The sequence below is a fragment of the Otoolea muris genome (assembly GCF_943193115.1).
Taxonomy (GTDB): domain Bacteria; phylum Bacillota; class Clostridia; order Lachnospirales; family Lachnospiraceae; genus Otoolea; species Otoolea muris.
Genome location: NZ_CALPCY010000024.1, coordinates 59,507 through 75,463, shown reverse-complemented (window position 1 = coordinate 75,463; position 15,957 = coordinate 59,507). Strand labels below are relative to the sequence as shown.

The following is a 15,957-nucleotide window of genomic DNA, read 5'->3' as shown; positions in this document are numbered from 1 at the left end:
GGAACTTTTTACCGCATTATCCTTGTGATTACAATGGTTTTTGCGGCTTGTTCCGATAAAAATTTTATTCCTATAACCACGGTTATAGGAACATTCCTATAATCTTTGCAAGCAATGGATAACGATATTCTTTACGAATATCGCTATCCACCGCTCCGTCCCTGCGGGACGTTCACTTTGCTTGTTGGGGACACCCCAAGCCCCGGCAAAATGCGCTGCCGCTTTTTTGCGAACACACCTTGCGGTGTGGCTTTTCACACAGCAGAGCCTGCGTGTACTCCCTGCGGTCGTTCCTGCCGCGCTCCGCGCAGCAATGGTCAGTCCTGATACCGCTCCGGACAGTAAAAGATCAGAAGGTCTATCTCTCTCGTATCTTCATCATCCATATCCCTGTTATCACAGGAAACATAATAATCGCCAAATGTAAATGCCGTGATCCTTTCCTCAAAAAGCCGTATATCACCGGTGTCAAAATCGATCACTCCCACGCTCAAAGGGCCATCAGTCCAGCAGTTATCCAATGTCTGATTCAGACAGTCCGTACACAGGTGGGAAGCTGCCTGGTCTATGTCCAGCGCATCTTCTTTATCAAACGATAGATACCCATGGGCATAGCCTCTGTTTGTGTCTGCGGATACAGAGAGAAAGAATCCATCTTCTCCAGTATTTGTGATATGGGTCGAGGAACCATTTTCTGGTTTTTTAATCGGATCCCCAAGATCATCATACCGGTTGATCGTCACAGGAGCCAGGTCAAACGAGTTTAGATTGATAATTCCAAGATTTTCCTGCCCACGGTACAAAGGCAGCGCGGTTCCTGTCGCTTCCCCACAGATCAGGCAATCCTCTTTTGATGTATTGGAGTAGTAATATCCAGAAGTTTCCTCCAGGGTATCTTCTGGAATATCTGTCTCTGCTGACGTATTCTCCACATAGCTGTCAGGCTGGCATCCAGCCATAAGAAATACAAGGAAAAATACCGGAACCAACAGCCTCCTTTGCTGCTTTTTTGCTAAAAATCCTTTCCCTTTCATTGGAACACCCTCCTGTCATGGTAAATCATTCATATTTATCATTATATCTAGTTCAATCAGATAACTCAAACAAAATATACAGTTTATCCAGATATAAACACCATATGTGTAGGGTACAATTATACAAAAGGGGCGGCGGTATATGTTTGAGGATCTATTTTACGACAGATTGGTGAAATTGAGAGTGGAAAAGGGCGTTTCTGCCAGAGAAATGAGTCTGGCGATCGGACAAAGTTCCGGATATATCAATGGGCTTGAGAACCGGAACGGCTTTCCGTCCATGCAGGTATTTTTCTATATCTGTGAATATCTGGGCGTTACTCCATCCGAATTTTTTGACAACGGCAACGGCCATCCTTCCGAATACCGGGAATTGCTGAAGGATCTGGATGCGCTGGACGAAACGAGCCGCCAGAATGTGTTAGCGATCATCAAAGGCTTGAAGCGTTGAAGGGCAGAAGAGAAGGACATGAGAACGGTTTATCCGCATGTCCTTTTTGTGATCTACGATACTTCCTGTTTCTACTTCTGCATAAGATCATAACAGCTTCTCTTTCCAGCAGCCGCCTTCATTCCACAGATAACATTCACTGATCGTGTCATCATGGATCAATCTCAACACGCGCTCCATTCCGGGAGCCAATTCTCTTTTTAAAAAATCTTCTTCGGAGATCCAGCTGACTTCTCCTTCTTCAGAGGAACACAATTTCCCCATATATTTTTCAGCCAGATAGATATACACCATATGATGTACGTTGTCACAGAACCAGTGATAGAACCCACAAAACTTCGGGGCCTCGATCACAAGACCGGTTTCCTCTCTGACTTCACGGACGACTGCTTCCAGAAATGTCTCATCCCGCTCCACATGGCCGCCTGGGAATGTGGCTCCCTGGTATCTGCCGCCGACTTTTTGGAGCATCACCAGGTTTCCCTCACCGTCAGAGATCATGCACATATTCATAAATCTTACCTTTTGGTTCGGGTGCCGGGTTTTCTCCTTACTGCCGCTGGTATCTGTTTCTCTGCGGATCCGTTTATATAACTTCACTTTGATGCTCCGATAGTGCCTGGCCACCTCACCATAAGGGATCCAGATACCCGCCTTTTCGATCCGGTCATAGACAGCGGACAGGACAGCAGCTTCTTCGTCTTTTTTCTCCGGGCATTTTCCATTCTGGTCATGATAGCATTTCGCTTCCTCATACATCCAGACATAGATCTTTTCTTTCTGTTTCAGCTTCAAATGGGAATACTTTTTATCCGTCTGAAGGAGCCTGCCGTCTATCATTTTGTGGTTTTTCCGTGACAAAATACCATACCTTCTTTCTCTTTAGAAGCATAACAGCCATATTGGCATTTTCTTTTACCATTGGCATTATTACTACACTACTTTTTGCATTTCGGCAAAACGGTTGAATGGGCAGTGCCTGTCATGGATAACTGCCTCTATCAATCGGAATCTATAATACCATGATCAATGTTCCGACAGTAATAAATATAGAGCCGATCGCCGATCTTGCAGTAAATTGTTCATGCAAAAACACAAAAGCCATAACAAGGGTGATAACAACACTCAGCTTATCAATCGGAACAACTTTTGACGCTTCCCCCATTTGTAGAGCCTTGTAATAGCATAGCCATGATGCCCCTGTTGCAAGTCCCGAAAGAATAAGAAACCACCAACTTTTTCTGGATATTTCTGTAATTCCATTTTGCTGTTTTGTAAGAAAAACCATTCCCCATGCCATAACTAAAACAACAACCGTTCTAAGGGCTGTTGCAAGATTGGAATTAACTCCCTCGATCCCAATTTTTGCCAATATAGATGTAACTGCCGCAAAAACAGCGGACAGGATTGCAAACAATAACCACATAATGAACTCTCCTCGTATAGATCCCGATCCTTCAACATCTTTATTATACTATAACAGATTCCATCAGTGAACAGGATCTTACGCAAAAAGGAAGGATACAGCCGCCATGCTGACAAGCTGTATCCTTCCTTCCGTTCTCAATTCGTCTGGTGTCTGGCTCACCGCTCGGTTTCCTGCCTTTTCTGCCGTCCGTTCTCCGCCGGTTCCAATCCCAGGATCCGGTCAACATTCTGCTTTGCGGTCTGGTAGTCGATCATATCCTTCCGGGCCGCTTTGTATTCCTCATACCGTTCTTTTTTCTCCGCCAGCAGGGCGGCATATTCTTCTGAAAGTTGCGCCACTTTGGGTATCGCCTTACCGCCCAGGGCATCAAAGGCCGCCTTTGCCGCTTCATGCTTTTTGATCTCGTCTGCATGTTCCGCCCGGTATTCCTTTTTATACCGGGATCTTTTATATTCCCTGTAAATTTCCCGCGTTTTGGAATAATTGATGATGTGGGTCTTTAGCTGCGCCACTTCCGCCATACGCCCTTCCAGCTGTTTGATGCGGAGGGAGAGGGTGTCAAAGGCTTCCCCGGCAGCTTGCGCGCGTGTTTCCAGTTCGCCATAATCGGTGATGCCGTTCTCCACAAGGAAATTCAGCGTCTTTGCCGCCTCCTTCAGATTGAACACTTTTGCCCAGCGTTCGTATCCTTTTCCCTTCCCGGCCTGCATCTTTGCCTGGATATCCACAAGGAGATTGACCTTCCTGCCGGGAGCCTTCCGTTTTGTTTTCTCCGGTGCCGGTCTTTGGCGTGTGCCGGCGATCCGCTCCTGCAGGGCTTCCTTTGTATAATCATCCCCCAGGCGCTGGGAACGGGTGAACCGAAGCTGTCCGGGAGCCAGAAATTCCAGTGACTTTCCCCGGTGCTTGATTTCATAGCCTTCTTCCCTCATGCGGGCCAGGAACGCTTCAAAATCCCTGCACTCCGGCAGCACCCGGTCAATGGTCTGCCGCAGCTGTTCCTTATAACTGCGCCCGCGCTTTGCCGCCGCCTTTTCCTGATACCGCTGTCCTCTTGCCTTTGGATCTTCGATCACAGAATACCCATGTTCCCGGCATATCTGGTCGTTCAGGCGGCGGAGGGCGAGGGCAGAGTTATAAAAATTGTTGAACTTGCCGTCACATTCCAGGTTGGTGCTGTTAAACTCCACATGGTTATGGATATGGGCCTTGTCTACATGGGTGGAAACAAGAAACTGGTGTTTCCCCTTCGTAAATTTCATGGCCAGTTCATAGCCCAGTTTGTTGGCCTCTTCCGGCGTGATCTCCCCCGGCTTGAAGGACTGGATGATGCGGTAGGCAATGATGTCCCGTTCCTTTGGCTGGCTCCGTCCGGTAGTAGCTTCATAGAGCAGCTTGCTCATTTCAAATTCTTCGGCGGCGGTTTCCGGGCTGCACATATAAGATGACACCAGTTCGCCGTCTTTGGTCTTTTCTTTTTTCTGGTCATAATCCAACCGGTCATGGAGCGTCTGGCTTCGTGACCGGCTTCCCATACTTTTACGCGGGAGCAGGTCGGAAATCGCCATATGGTTTCCCCCTTTCTTTGTTTTTTTATGCTTCCCGGCTCATGTCCTTTCTTCACATCTGGAAGTGGGACGCGAGGTAGCCCTCTGCCGTAGCAGTTCATTGTAATCTTTTCCACAGACGGCAGGCGGCGGATTGTCCGCGATCACCTGGATACGCCGGGAGAGGACGGCATCTTCCCGGAGCGCTTCCCGGATCTTTTCCATTCCCAGAAGCCCGGCCCGGTCGTTGTCCAGGCAGAGGCTGATACAGGTGACAGCCTGATGCTCATGCAGAAACCGGAGCAGGGCGCGGGGCGCTGTGCCGCCCAGGGAAAGGTAATGGTTCTTACCAAAGTCCTCCCCCTGGAGTTTTAAAAGGGTAGCGACAGAGAGTGCGTCAATAGGGCTTTCCGCTACCGCAAGGAAAGGGCTTTCTTTATCAGATGCGGGCAGGCAGAATCCGTACCGTTTATCGCTTCCTTCCACATCCATCTTAAAATTCCCATATGTCCCACGCAGGAAAGCATACCGCGCTTTTCCCTCCAGGTCACGCCCTACAAAGACACAGTTCTGGTAGCGTCGGCTCTCATACAGGATCCTTTTTCCGATGCACTGGCTGATGATGTCTGCATCGATTCCGCGCCCTTGCAGGTAGGACACCATCGCCCTCCCGCAGCGGTTTCCTTCCGGGAGGGAAAAAGGCTTCGGCTGTCTGGCCTCCGGCTCCGGCCTTGGCTTTTCCCATACCGCCGCCCCGCGTTCCCCGCAGAGCAGTTCTACGGCGGAGACAAAGCCCATCCCCCGCACTTTGATGAGATAGTCCAGGGCTGTCTTTCCTCCGATCCCCCGGCTGTGCCAATGCCATTTGCCGTTGGATATTTTCAGGCTGTCATGGGTCACGGTACGGTATTCGCTGCCGCCGCACCGCCTTAATTCCTGCGGTTCATAAGTCTGCAAATAGGAGAGCAGATCCCATTCCTTTGCCCGCCCGATCTGTTCTTTTGTCACTCCGGGCATATTCTTTCACCTCCGATATTTTGAAATAAAAAAGGCGGGCACGGGAAGATCGATTTCTCCCGTGCCCATCCGTTCACAGGCTGGCAAATTTCCGGAGCAGTTCCAGAAGCCCCGCCTGCGCCGCCGTGTATCCTTTTTTCAGATCGTCCACGTCCTCGGCGTAGAGGTTCCGTGTCTCGTTGCAGCGGCGGGCAATCTGGTTTGTGTTGGCGGATATGGAGCGCAGGAGTTTACACAGTTCCTTTACGCTCTCCATATCCAGGCGGACGATGTATCCGTCCACAGCCATTTTCCGGAGATAGGCACGTTTATTCCTGGTGCCGGCCTGCCGCATCTTTTTTTCGATCAGTTCCATTTCCTCCGGGGAGACTTTAAAGAAAAGCCCAATGGTGCGCCCCTCGTTTTTCCGCACTAGATCACCCCCCGTTCCTGGCTTTTCTCTCTGCCGGAATTGACCGGCGCGGGACGTTCATATTCCTTTAACGATCTCAGTATGGAGGGTTTTCCTGCGGTTCCTTCCTGCCTTTTGCCGTCCTCCGGCACCGGTTCTTCTTTTACATCTTCCTTCCCCGATCCCCTCCCTTTTTCTTCATTGTCAAGGGCAATGTTCAGTTCCGCAAGACGGGCGGATTTCTCCGTCAGTTCTTCTTCCTGCGGGAACGGTCGGTCGGCTTCCTCCTTTGCGCTCTCCAGTTCCGTATGCAGCCGCTTTAAGTTCTCTTGGTGGTTTTCAAGGCTCTGGGGAATCTTTTCCAGCGCGTTATTGATACGGGTGATGTTTCCCACAATGTCATTGGATAATTCCGCCGTATGGGTCAGGTGCTGTTTCATGGTCACTTTGAATTTTGTGCCGTCAAAACAGAGTTTCATAGGAAAGCCCCGGTAACTGCCCAGGTCGATATCCTTGTCCGGATCTTCCATCAGGCGGCAGGCCGCCACGATCGCCTGTCCTGCTTCCTTCCGGTCGGTGTAGACCGTCCCCATGACTTTCATGGAAAAAGCGTCCTCTTTGACAGGATGTGCCTCCAGAAGCGGCAGGTCAGCTTTCAGGCAGTCGATGAACAGTTCCGTCTCTTTGATCTTGTTGGGGAAATAGCCCCTTACTCTGTCCTGCATCTCGTACTGCTGCGCCGTATGGTTGGATTTCAACATTTTCAGCTTCGTCACCTGGATATCCAGATCCATCTTTTCCTTGATCCTTGGGTCGCCGGTAGCCAGCATCTTCACTTCCGCGTAGGAAAGGGCGGTCGCGTCCACGTCCTCAATGGAACGGGCCGGGGATTTGCTGGTCATGATCTGGCCGATGAATTTCTGTTTCGATTCCACCAGCCCCCAGGTGTACGCATCAAAGGTTCCTTTAGTCACATAACGGAAGATCTTTACATGGTCATTTTCGTTGCCCCTGCGGACGATACGGCCCGCCCGCTGTTCCAGGTCAGCCGGCCGCCAGGGGCAGTCCAGATCATGGGAAGCGACCAGTTTTGTCTGTACGTTGGTTCCGGCTCCCATCTTCTGTGTGCTGCCTAAAAGGACGCGTACCTGGCCGCTGCGGACTTTGGCGAACAGTTCCGCCTTCTGGTTCTCCGTGTTGGCGTCATGGATAAAAGCGATCTCTTCCGCAGGGATCCCCCTGGCGATCAGCTTCTTGCGGATATCCTCATAGACACTGGTTTCCATGACCATTTCTTCTCCGTTTTCCGGCTCTTTGATGTCGCCAGGTTCCCCGGCTTCCTTTTCGGTTTCTTTTTTCTGCTCCACACGCCCTTTTGGGGTGGAGAGGTCGGAAAAGATCAGCTGTGCGCCTTTTGTCGGGGTGCTTTCCTGCCAGATCTGGAATACATTTTCCACACAGGCGTTGACTTTGCTGCCGGGGTCGTCGGGGAGCAGTGGGTTCATGATACGCTGGTCTAGGGCCAGTTTCCGCCCGTCCGACGTGATCTTCAGCATATTGTCGATACTGGGGTCTATTTTTTCTTTCCGTATCTTTTCTGCCCGTTCTGCCAGCCCCTGCACCATCTGTTTCTGTGCTTCGCTGGGTTCCGTCTGGATCGTGATATATTCCGCTTCCGGAACCGGGAGTTTCAGCATGTCAGCAGTCTGTATGTCAGCGGCCTCTTTCCAGAGGTTCATCAGTTCCGGCAGGTTGTAGAACCTTGCAAACCGCGTCTTTAACCGGAATCCGGTTCCCTCCGGCTTGAGTTCCACCGCCGTCACCTGTTCGCCGAATGTTGCCGCCCAGTTGTCGAAATGTTTTAAGCTGCGCGTTCTCCCGGTGCTGTCCTGATAGCCCTGCTCCAGCATGTGATACTGGAGGTAGCGCATCATGGTATACAATTCTACCATGGAATTACTGACGGGGGTTCCGGTGGCGAATACAACACCGCGCCCGCCGGTGATCTCGTCCATGTAGCGGCATTTTGCGAACATGTCACTGGATTTCTGTGCCCTTGTCTGGCTGATACCGGCCACGTTCCTCATTTTGGTGTGCATGTAAAGGTTCTTAAAACTGTGCGCCTCATCTACAAACAGACGGTCAACGCCCAGTTCCTCAAAGTATACGGTGTCGTCTTTTTTCTTGTCATGGAGTTTTTTCAGGTCTGTGGTCAGGCTCTTTTTTGTACGCTCCATCTGCTTGATCGTAAATTTTTCATCCTTATTCGCCTTTGCTTCCGCGATCGCGTCTACGATTTCCCGGATCTGTTCCTCAATGATCGCTTTCTGCCGTTCCGGGGAGATTGGGATCTTTTCAAACTGCGAATGGCCGATGATCACTGCATCATAGTCACCAGTGGCGATACGGGCGCAGAACTTTTTCCGGTTTTTCGGTTCAAAATCCTTTTTTGTGGCCACCAGTACATTCGCACCGGGATAAAGAGCCATAAAATCGCCGCCCCATTGTTCCGTTAAGTGGTTCGGCACGACGATCATGGATTTTTTGCACAGACCCAGCCGCTTACTCTCCATAGCAGTAGCTACCATCTCAAACGTCTTTCCGGCGCCCACTACATGGGCCAGCAGGCTGTTCCCTCCGTAAAGGGAGCGGGCAACGGCGTTCCTCTGGTGACGTTCCATATGGATCTCCGGGTTCATGCCGATGAAGTTGATGTGCTGTCCGTCGTATTCGCGGGGGCGCATGGAGTTGAACATCCGGTTGTAGGTGGCGCACAGGTCAGTACGCCGGTCAGGATCTTTAAAGATCCAGTTCTGGAACGCTTCCTTAATGGCTTCCTGTTTCTGCTGGGCGATCGCTGTTTCTTTTTCATTCAGTACACGGGTCTCCTTGCCATCCGCGTCGTAATGGGTATCGAAGATCTGGACGCTCCGCTGGTTTAAGCTGGCTTCCAGGATCGCATAGGCGTTGATGCGCTTTGTCCCGTAAGTGTTCCAGACGCGGGCGTTTGTCCGGCTGTCCTCACTTTTCCCCCGGACACTCCACTCCCCGGATACATCCGAGTAAACGATATTGATCTTTTGTCCTTGCAGACGGTAGGGTGTCTGGAACAGATCGAACATGAACTGTTTATAATACTTTGTGTCGATCCAGGGGGAGCCGATACGGACGCTGATCTCCGGTGCGGTCAGGTCTTTGGGCTGCACCTTTTCCAGTGCTTCCACATTGACGGCAAATTCCGGGTACTTCTCAGCAGCGGTGCGGGCGGTTTCCAGTTTCCGGCGCACATTGCCGGAGAGGTATTCGTCAGCCGCCTGCCATCCTTTGTGCCAGTCCGCGCCTTCCATGTCAAAGGGGCCGCTTTCCGGGTCTTTGAAGATGATGCCTTTTAAGTCGGAGACAATCTGCGGTATCCTTTCAGAACCTCCCATCAGGGAAGCCATAAATCCCAGATCCACACAGGCACGCTCACCGATGGACACTCCCAACGCCTCCACCGCCGTGTCCACGCTGGTCACTGGTTTCCGGTGCTGGATGGTGCGTTTGCTGAACATATCGGCTTTGCGCTTTAGGTTCCCTTCTTCGTCTAACACTTCCAGGGAGCAGAGCAGGGGATAGGAGGAATCCTGCCGGAAGGCCAGCCGGTTCCCGGTGCTGTTTAAAAGCCCGTATTTTTCCTGGAACTGGTCATAAAGGCGGTTCAGCCGTGCCTGTTCCGTCTGGATCATTTCGTCATCCGCCCCGGTCATCTGGAGGTCGATCAGTTTCCTTGCGCTGTCACGGATCCCGATCATGCCCCGGATCCGGGCGGCCTGTGTCTTTCCCGGCTCTGCCCGTTTCATGCGGGAGTTTTCCCGGAAATAGAGTTTCCCATCTTTCTCCGTGTAGCTGAAATTCCGCACCTGGGGGTCTGCCGGTATCATTTCCGTCTTTTCCTCTGCTTCCGTTTCCGGTGCGTCCATATGCAAAAGTTCCCGGTCTGGCGGTGCGATATGACCAATAGCTACGGAAAGCTGCTCTTTTAAGTCAGCCCCTTCGATGGGCAGGCAGGCCGTTTCCGTGGCGTTGCCATACATGTTCTCATAAAATGCCATCTTTCCCAGCACCATCTCTGGATGCTGAAGGAAATAGTTGTTCAGGGGTACGCCGTCCTCTGTCTGTCCGGTATACACCCATTCCGGCAGCTTTTCCGGCGCGCTCCCCCGTTTCTGGAAAAAGAGGATGTCCGCCGTCACGGAGGTTCCTGCGTTGGCTTTAAAGGCAGTGTTCGGCAGGCGGATCGCCCCTAAGAGGTCGGCTTTCTGAGCCAGTTCTTCCCTTGCTTTGCTGCCCAGCTTATCCATGGTTCCCTTTGTGGTGATGAAAGCCGCGATCCCGCCGGGACGCAGTTTATCCAGGGATTTTGTAAGGAAATAGTCATGGATCAGAAGGTTCTGCCGGTCATAGCGGCGGTCATGCACCTTATATTCTCCAAACGGCACGTTCCCTACCGCAAGGTCAAAGAAGTCGTCCGGGTGGTCGCTGTCCTCAAATCCGCTGATTGCGATATCCGCTTTCTGATAAAGCTGTCTGGCGATGCGCCCGGTCAGCTGGTCAAGTTCCACGCCGTACAAGTTGGCTTTTCCGTATCCTTCCGGCACCAGCCCGAAAAAATTTCCGATTCCGCAGGAGGGTTCCAGGATATTCCCCGGCGTAAAGTCCATGCGGCTGACCGCTTCATACATGGCCTTAATGACGGTCGGACTGGTGTAGTGTGCGTTCAACACCGTACCTTGTGCGGAAGCATATTCTTCCGGTGTCAATAACTCCTTTAATTCTGCGTATTCCTTTCCCCATTTTTCATTGTCAGGGTCAAATGCCTGGGCGATACCGCCCCAGCCCACATAGTGGGAGAGGATCTCCTGCTCCTGGGGTGTGGCAAGACGGTTTTCTGCTTCGATCTGCTTTAAGGTGCGGATCGCCGCCACATTGTTCTGGTATTTTGTTTTCTGCCCGCCGGTTCCCAGTCCATCATCCGTGATATGGAAGTTTGACCGTTTGGGACCGGTGGGGAGTTTTTCGATCACAATGTCATAGGGCAGTCGGGGACTGGAAAACAGCAGAGGGCCGTCCTCATCTATCGTGCCACCCTCGATCTCCACAACTTCCGGAGGTTCTTCCTGTCCACTGGGCGCATCTTGTCCAGCAGGCACATTTTCCTGTCCAGTGGACATATTTTGTCCGGCAGACGCATCTTGCCAGAAAGGTATTTCCTGTCTGGCGCTGTTTTCTTCTCCGGTCAGTTCCACGCCTTCCCTTGCGCCTGCCATTTCTTCCCACATGATCCGCTCGTTTAAGTCAGCCTCTAACTGTTCCTCAATATACGGTTCCAGGGAGATAAGCATGTTATAGTCAAGAACGGCAAGTTCCATGTCGATCAGTTCCCGCAGGCTGTCATACTGCCGTGTTTCCACAACTTTCCCGTCTACGGTCTGGTTGATCGAGAAATCCAGAAGGTTTACATCTACCTGGATCTCAAATCCGCCGTTTTCTGTTGTGCCATAGGCAATCCCGATCTGCCGCAGGTCGTTGAAATCTACGCTGTCCTCATTGTATTCTTCCAGTATGAAGTCCTCGATCAGTTCTTTTGCTTCCTGCATCTCCGGGTCGTCCATCAGCTTGGATATTTCTTCTGTCAGTTTCCTGCTGTCGGCTTCCTGCTTTGGGGGCTGGGGTTGTGCTTCTTCCCCTGCATTTTCCAGCACATCCGCCTCCAGCCCTGACTTTTCCCATTCCTGTTCCACACATTCCCGGACAAAGGGGACACTTTCCTGCCGGAAGATGGGAAACCACCCCTGCATTTCCAGGTCTTTTAAACTTACAAGGCCGTTTTGGTAATCAACGCTGTCAATCTCCATATGCCGCCCGTCTATAGTAAGCTGCATACCGAGCGGAATGTAGTCGGCAATATCGCGCTCTTTTATGATCTGATAAGGGGCGTTCTCCCCATGCTCCGGATCCTGCCTGGCGATCACGGTGCTGTGCCCATGCTCCAGCAGTTTTTTCAGGATAACCTGCCATGCCCTGCCTCCGGTAACGGAGGTTTCCCCCAGTCCGGGGATCTCCCTTGTTTCCAGTTTTGTGCCGAGGGCTTCGGCAGCGATTCTGGCATCTTCCCCGTAAAACAGGTAATAGCCGCCTGCCTGGATGCCGACCAGCTTACGGGGATGCTGTGCCTTCAGGTTCAGGTATTCTTCCACATTGGGGGCAAGGTCTGGCTCTGCCTGTTCTGTATGGGCGCTTTCTACGGCTTTTTCATGATCCGGCGCGGGTTCTTTTATCTGTCCGGCTTCCGGCTCCTGGGAGGAACGCTCCGTCACGCCAGTTTCCGCCTCTTGGATCCCCGTTATGGGCTGTTCCCGTTCCACTGTCTCTGCTGCCCATTCCGGATAGTCCGGATCTTCTGCATGGCGGGAGAGTGCGTCACGGTTGTCGAGCAGGACATCATCATAGGTGCGCAGAAGGATATCTTCCACCATCCATTCCCGGAATTTCGGGAGGGAGTGGAATGCCTCATACAGTTCCGGCTGGCTGTCCGCGATCTCCTCCACAAAATAGGAAAGTTCGTTATCCAGTTCCGTTGCCGCGCTGTCATAGTCCGTATCCCGGTCGCGCAGGTATCCGTAAAAGCTGCTCTGGCGGGTTGCATCTACCAGTATCGGAAGGGTTTCCCGGTAAAGCCCTGCCTTTATGTTTTTCTGCGGCTCTGCTTTTGGGATCTCATCTGGTTGTACTCCTGCATTCCCTTCTTCCGGGTGCCCTTCGACCTTTTTCCCTTCCGTCCGCTCCGGTTCTTTCTTTGGCGGTTCCGTGAACACAGGCACATCCTGGGTGGCGGAGATGTTCGGCTCTGCCGTATCTGCGATCTGTTGTATCTGTTTTTTGATGATCTCCGGAAGGCTTTCATCCCAAAAGTTCACGCTGCGGTCAGCATTGATATGGGCGACGGTCTTATAATCTCCATTTACTTCTTCCAGTCGGTTCCAGACGGTCAGGCCGTTACCCATATAGCCATATCCAAGGTCATACTGGGAGAGGATCGCCTCCTGCCCATCCGCTTCCGGTACAGTTTCTTCTGAGGGATTGGCAGAAAAGTCAAAGGAAAGCTGCCCGTCAGATTCCTCTTTTGCTTTCTGGTGCTGCTTTTTGGACAGTGCCCGTGCCGCCTTTTCCAGTTCGCCCAGTGGTTCCGGTTCTTTTTTCTGGGAAGATCTTTCTGCTTCTTCCTTTCTCTGACGCTGTGCCTGCAAAACTTCCGCAGAAAGAGGGGTGAACAGGGAATATTCGCCCCTCTGGTATGCCCCCATGTCATTCAAGGCTCTCTGCATACGGGGGTAGTTGCGTTCCTCTGGCGATACCAGCGCGAACCTTTTTACCATATCCTCATACATCGCCGTACTTTTCTCCGGGCTGTCCAGTGCCTCCCGGATCTGTTTTTCCGCTTTGCTGTAACTCTGGTCGTAGGGGGAGATAGCGGTCTGGCGGTTCGGGTCGCAGGAATAGAAGCTGACAAGGCTTCGGGCAAGCTGTATCCGCTCATACTGGGCGGTATATGCCAGTTCCTTCGGGTTTAAGTACCTGCCGTTGTCAATGAGTTTCCCGATCCGCTTCTGTACCTTGTCCCAGTTCAGCCGTATGCTGTCATAGCCTTCCGAACCGGAACGATCGTCACTGCGGGTAAATGTTATCCCTTTGGAATCGTGCCATTCATGATATCCGATACGGCTGGAACCGCCGGTTCCGTATTCATCCCGTAGGAAAGCGGCCCGCTCCTTTGCATCATGGCCCTGGACAAAATAGGAATAGATCCGCATCTTTCCCTCCGATACGCCGCTGCCCCTGGTGAGCATCTGGTCGATCTCGTCCTCCGTGATGAAGCTGGCCCTTGCCGGTTCATAACTTTCCAGGGCATGGAACTCTTGTGACGCACGGGACAGGTCTGTGATGCGGGGGATCAGCCTTGCCGGGTCATGAAAGTGGAAGCGGAGCAGTTCCCGGTTAGAAGCATATTCCCGGTTGAATCCGTCCACCTCATACAGCAGCCGTCTCCGGCTCTCCGGTTCCGCCAGACATTCTGCTATTTTCGCTGTGCTTTCAGGGAATCCGGGATAGTCATGGTATAACTCTGACAGGAAGGGCAGTGCGTCCATTTCTTTTCCTGTATCGCTCAGAGCCTGTCTTAAATGCCATAATTCCTCTGCCAGTTCTTTGTACTCGTTTGCTCTTGCGCCATCCAGGGAATCCTGGCCTGCATAGGTTCCTTCTTCCAGAAGCCCGGAAACAAAAGCGGCTGCTTTTTCCCAGGAAACCAGAGTGGCTCCGGGGATATTGGCAGTACGTCCCGGTGCCATGCGGATCCCGTCCTGGTCAAACCACATGGCGTAGGGGTTGCCGCCTATGGTAAGCCCCTTGCCGCCGGTGCCGTATTCCCTCGCCAGAAATGCGGCACATTCTCTTTCGCTGTAACCCTTCTGGTAAAAAGCGACGATCCGCAGGATGCTGTTTTCCTCATTTCCTCCACTGGTAAGGGCGCATCCGATCACGGCGTCTGTCACCTGCGGGGTCGTCCTGCCGACAACGGGAGCGGATCTTTTTACCTGTTTTTCTTCTTCCTGCGCCTCCGCGATTCGTCCCACCTGTTCTTCTACAGTGGGAAAAAGAGAAAACTGGAAATACTGCGGCTCCTTTGGTTCTTCTTTGGACACAGAAACGGCAGGTTCTTCACCTGCCGTTTCCTGTCTTTTCGTATCTGGTTGTCCTTCCGGTTCTTTTTGTCTACTTTCTTCCGGGCTTACCGGTAGACGATCTCCTCCAGCACCACTTCCTCTGCCTGTGCCGTGTAACCATTGACCGCCTGCACCCACGCCATCTGGTCGCGTTCCTTCATGTCCTCGTTCACGCCGTTCTGCTCCATCATCCCGGCCACCATCCGGTCTACCTGTTCCTGCGCCTGGTCGTCGATCTGTTTCAGGTGCGGCATGAGCCTCCCCGTCAGCAGCATGGAGGTGTACGTCCCGCGGTGGTGTTCCTTCAGGAATGTCTGTCTCAGAAGCCCGTACTTCCCTAACAGGATCTCCTCCGTCTCGTCCTCCCCGTCCATGATCAGATCCGGTATCAGATAATCCCCGTTCTTCCTGTATGTCAGTTCTGCCATTTTCTATTCCCCTTTCTATATTTTTACGCTTTAAAGTGTTAAAGTTATCTGCATCTTTAGTATAACCGATGTCCGACGCTTTTTCAAGCGGTATCTCTGTTTTTTTCTGCCGTGCGTTTATCTTTTCCCGGTCATAGTTCCGGATCGTCCGCCCGATCTCCTGGAGGATCCCCATAGAGAGGGTACTTGTGGCATCGCCTAAATGATGTAGGACGGCGGGAGTGGAAAATTCGGTGATCCCCCGAAGGTCGTCATCCTCCAGATAGTCGGAAACATCCAGGCCACAACGGGTAAGGAGCGTGTACTGGACGCTGGCAGTCAGGGTATCCCGGAAGCAGACTTCCTTGTTGAGATCATCCAGTCCTTCTAGGAAGCTGCCTTCTGCGTCATAGGCCAGATCGCGCAGATATTCCGGGTAGGATTCCTCCACGATACTGGAAGCGGTCTCCATCAGGCGGCTGCCCAGATCCTGCTGGCTGCCCACCCCGTACTGTTTCTCCAAAGCGGCAAGGACAGCCGGGTGGTGTTCCTCCCTCATTTCCCACAGGTAGGGCATCCTTGCGCCGCGCACGGGCCGGGTGTCGGACACATCAAAGACATGTTCCAGGCGGGGCCTCCCGTTCTCGTTCTCACGGATCAGGGCGATGCCTTTGGAGCCTGCCTTTACCCAGCGGTGCATCTTTTCGTTCCACAGTTCCATTGCGGCACATGCCGTAGCGTCCGGCCTCTGTGCATAGATCAGAAGCTGATCTTCAAACTTGTACTTGTAAAGCCGTGACGCGGTGTCCAGATACTTCTTCCAGTCCTCCACGCCCCGCGTGACATCATGGGCGGTCTGGTCAGCAAGCTGCGACACAAGCTGTAACTTTCTTGCCATGCGTAACCTCCTTTTTGT

Annotated in this window: 8 protein-coding genes; 1 reads left to right on the top strand and 7 read right to left on the bottom strand. The window is 52.2% G+C overall.

All coding sequences use genetic code 11. From position 1 onward, the window contains the following. Positions 1-317 precede the first annotated feature (317 nt). Positions 318-1,034: a hypothetical protein gene (locus NFS31_RS15110; RefSeq protein WP_251496634.1), complete on the bottom strand. Its 717-nt coding sequence runs from the start codon at positions 1,032-1,034 to the stop codon at positions 318-320. Between the two features lie 142 nt (positions 1,035-1,176). Here NFS31_RS15110 and NFS31_RS15105 point away from each other — a divergent pair, with 142 nt between their 5' ends. Beyond that, positions 1,177-1,485 carry a helix-turn-helix domain-containing protein gene (locus NFS31_RS15105; RefSeq protein ID WP_251496631.1) on the top strand — a complete coding sequence of 103 codons (309 nt, stop codon included), beginning with the start codon at positions 1,177-1,179 and terminating at the stop codon, positions 1,483-1,485. An 87-nt stretch (positions 1,486-1,572) separates the two neighbouring features. On the opposite strand, the gene NFS31_RS15100 is transcribed toward NFS31_RS15105, so the two are convergent. From NFS31_RS15100 to NFS31_RS28485, 6 genes are all read right to left on the bottom strand, one after another. Beyond that, entirely contained in the window at positions 1,573-2,325 is a 753-nt protein-coding gene (locus tag NFS31_RS15100; RefSeq protein WP_251496628.1) for an 8-oxo-dGTP diphosphatase, read from the bottom strand. A 172-nt stretch (positions 2,326-2,497) separates the two neighbouring features. Beyond that, on the bottom strand, positions 2,498-2,911 hold the full coding sequence (locus NFS31_RS15095) for an EamA family transporter (protein WP_251496626.1): 414 nt from the start codon (positions 2,909-2,911) through the stop codon (positions 2,498-2,500). A 158-nt stretch (positions 2,912-3,069) separates the two neighbouring features. Further along, the gene (locus NFS31_RS15090; RefSeq protein ID WP_251496624.1) at positions 3,070-4,482 is read right to left on the bottom strand and encodes a relaxase/mobilization nuclease domain-containing protein; all 1,413 of its coding nucleotides are present in this window, start codon (positions 4,480-4,482) and stop codon (positions 3,070-3,072) included. Positions 4,483-4,521: 39 nt separating this feature from the next. Further along, a complete protein-coding gene (locus NFS31_RS15085; protein ID WP_251496622.1) occupies positions 4,522-5,478 on the bottom strand; it encodes a DUF3991 and TOPRIM domain-containing protein in 957 nt (318 codons plus the stop codon). Between the two features lie 73 nt (positions 5,479-5,551). Beyond that, the gene (locus tag NFS31_RS15080) at positions 5,552-5,890 is read right to left on the bottom strand and encodes a plasmid mobilization protein (protein WP_251496620.1); all 339 of its coding nucleotides are present in this window, start codon (positions 5,888-5,890) and stop codon (positions 5,552-5,554) included. After that, entirely contained in the window at positions 5,890-15,939 is a 10,050-nt protein-coding gene (locus NFS31_RS28485) for a MutS N-terminal domain-containing protein (RefSeq protein WP_331482681.1), read from the bottom strand. The genes NFS31_RS15080 and NFS31_RS28485 overlap by 1 nt, the downstream gene beginning before the upstream one ends. Positions 15,940-15,957 lie beyond the last annotated feature (18 nt).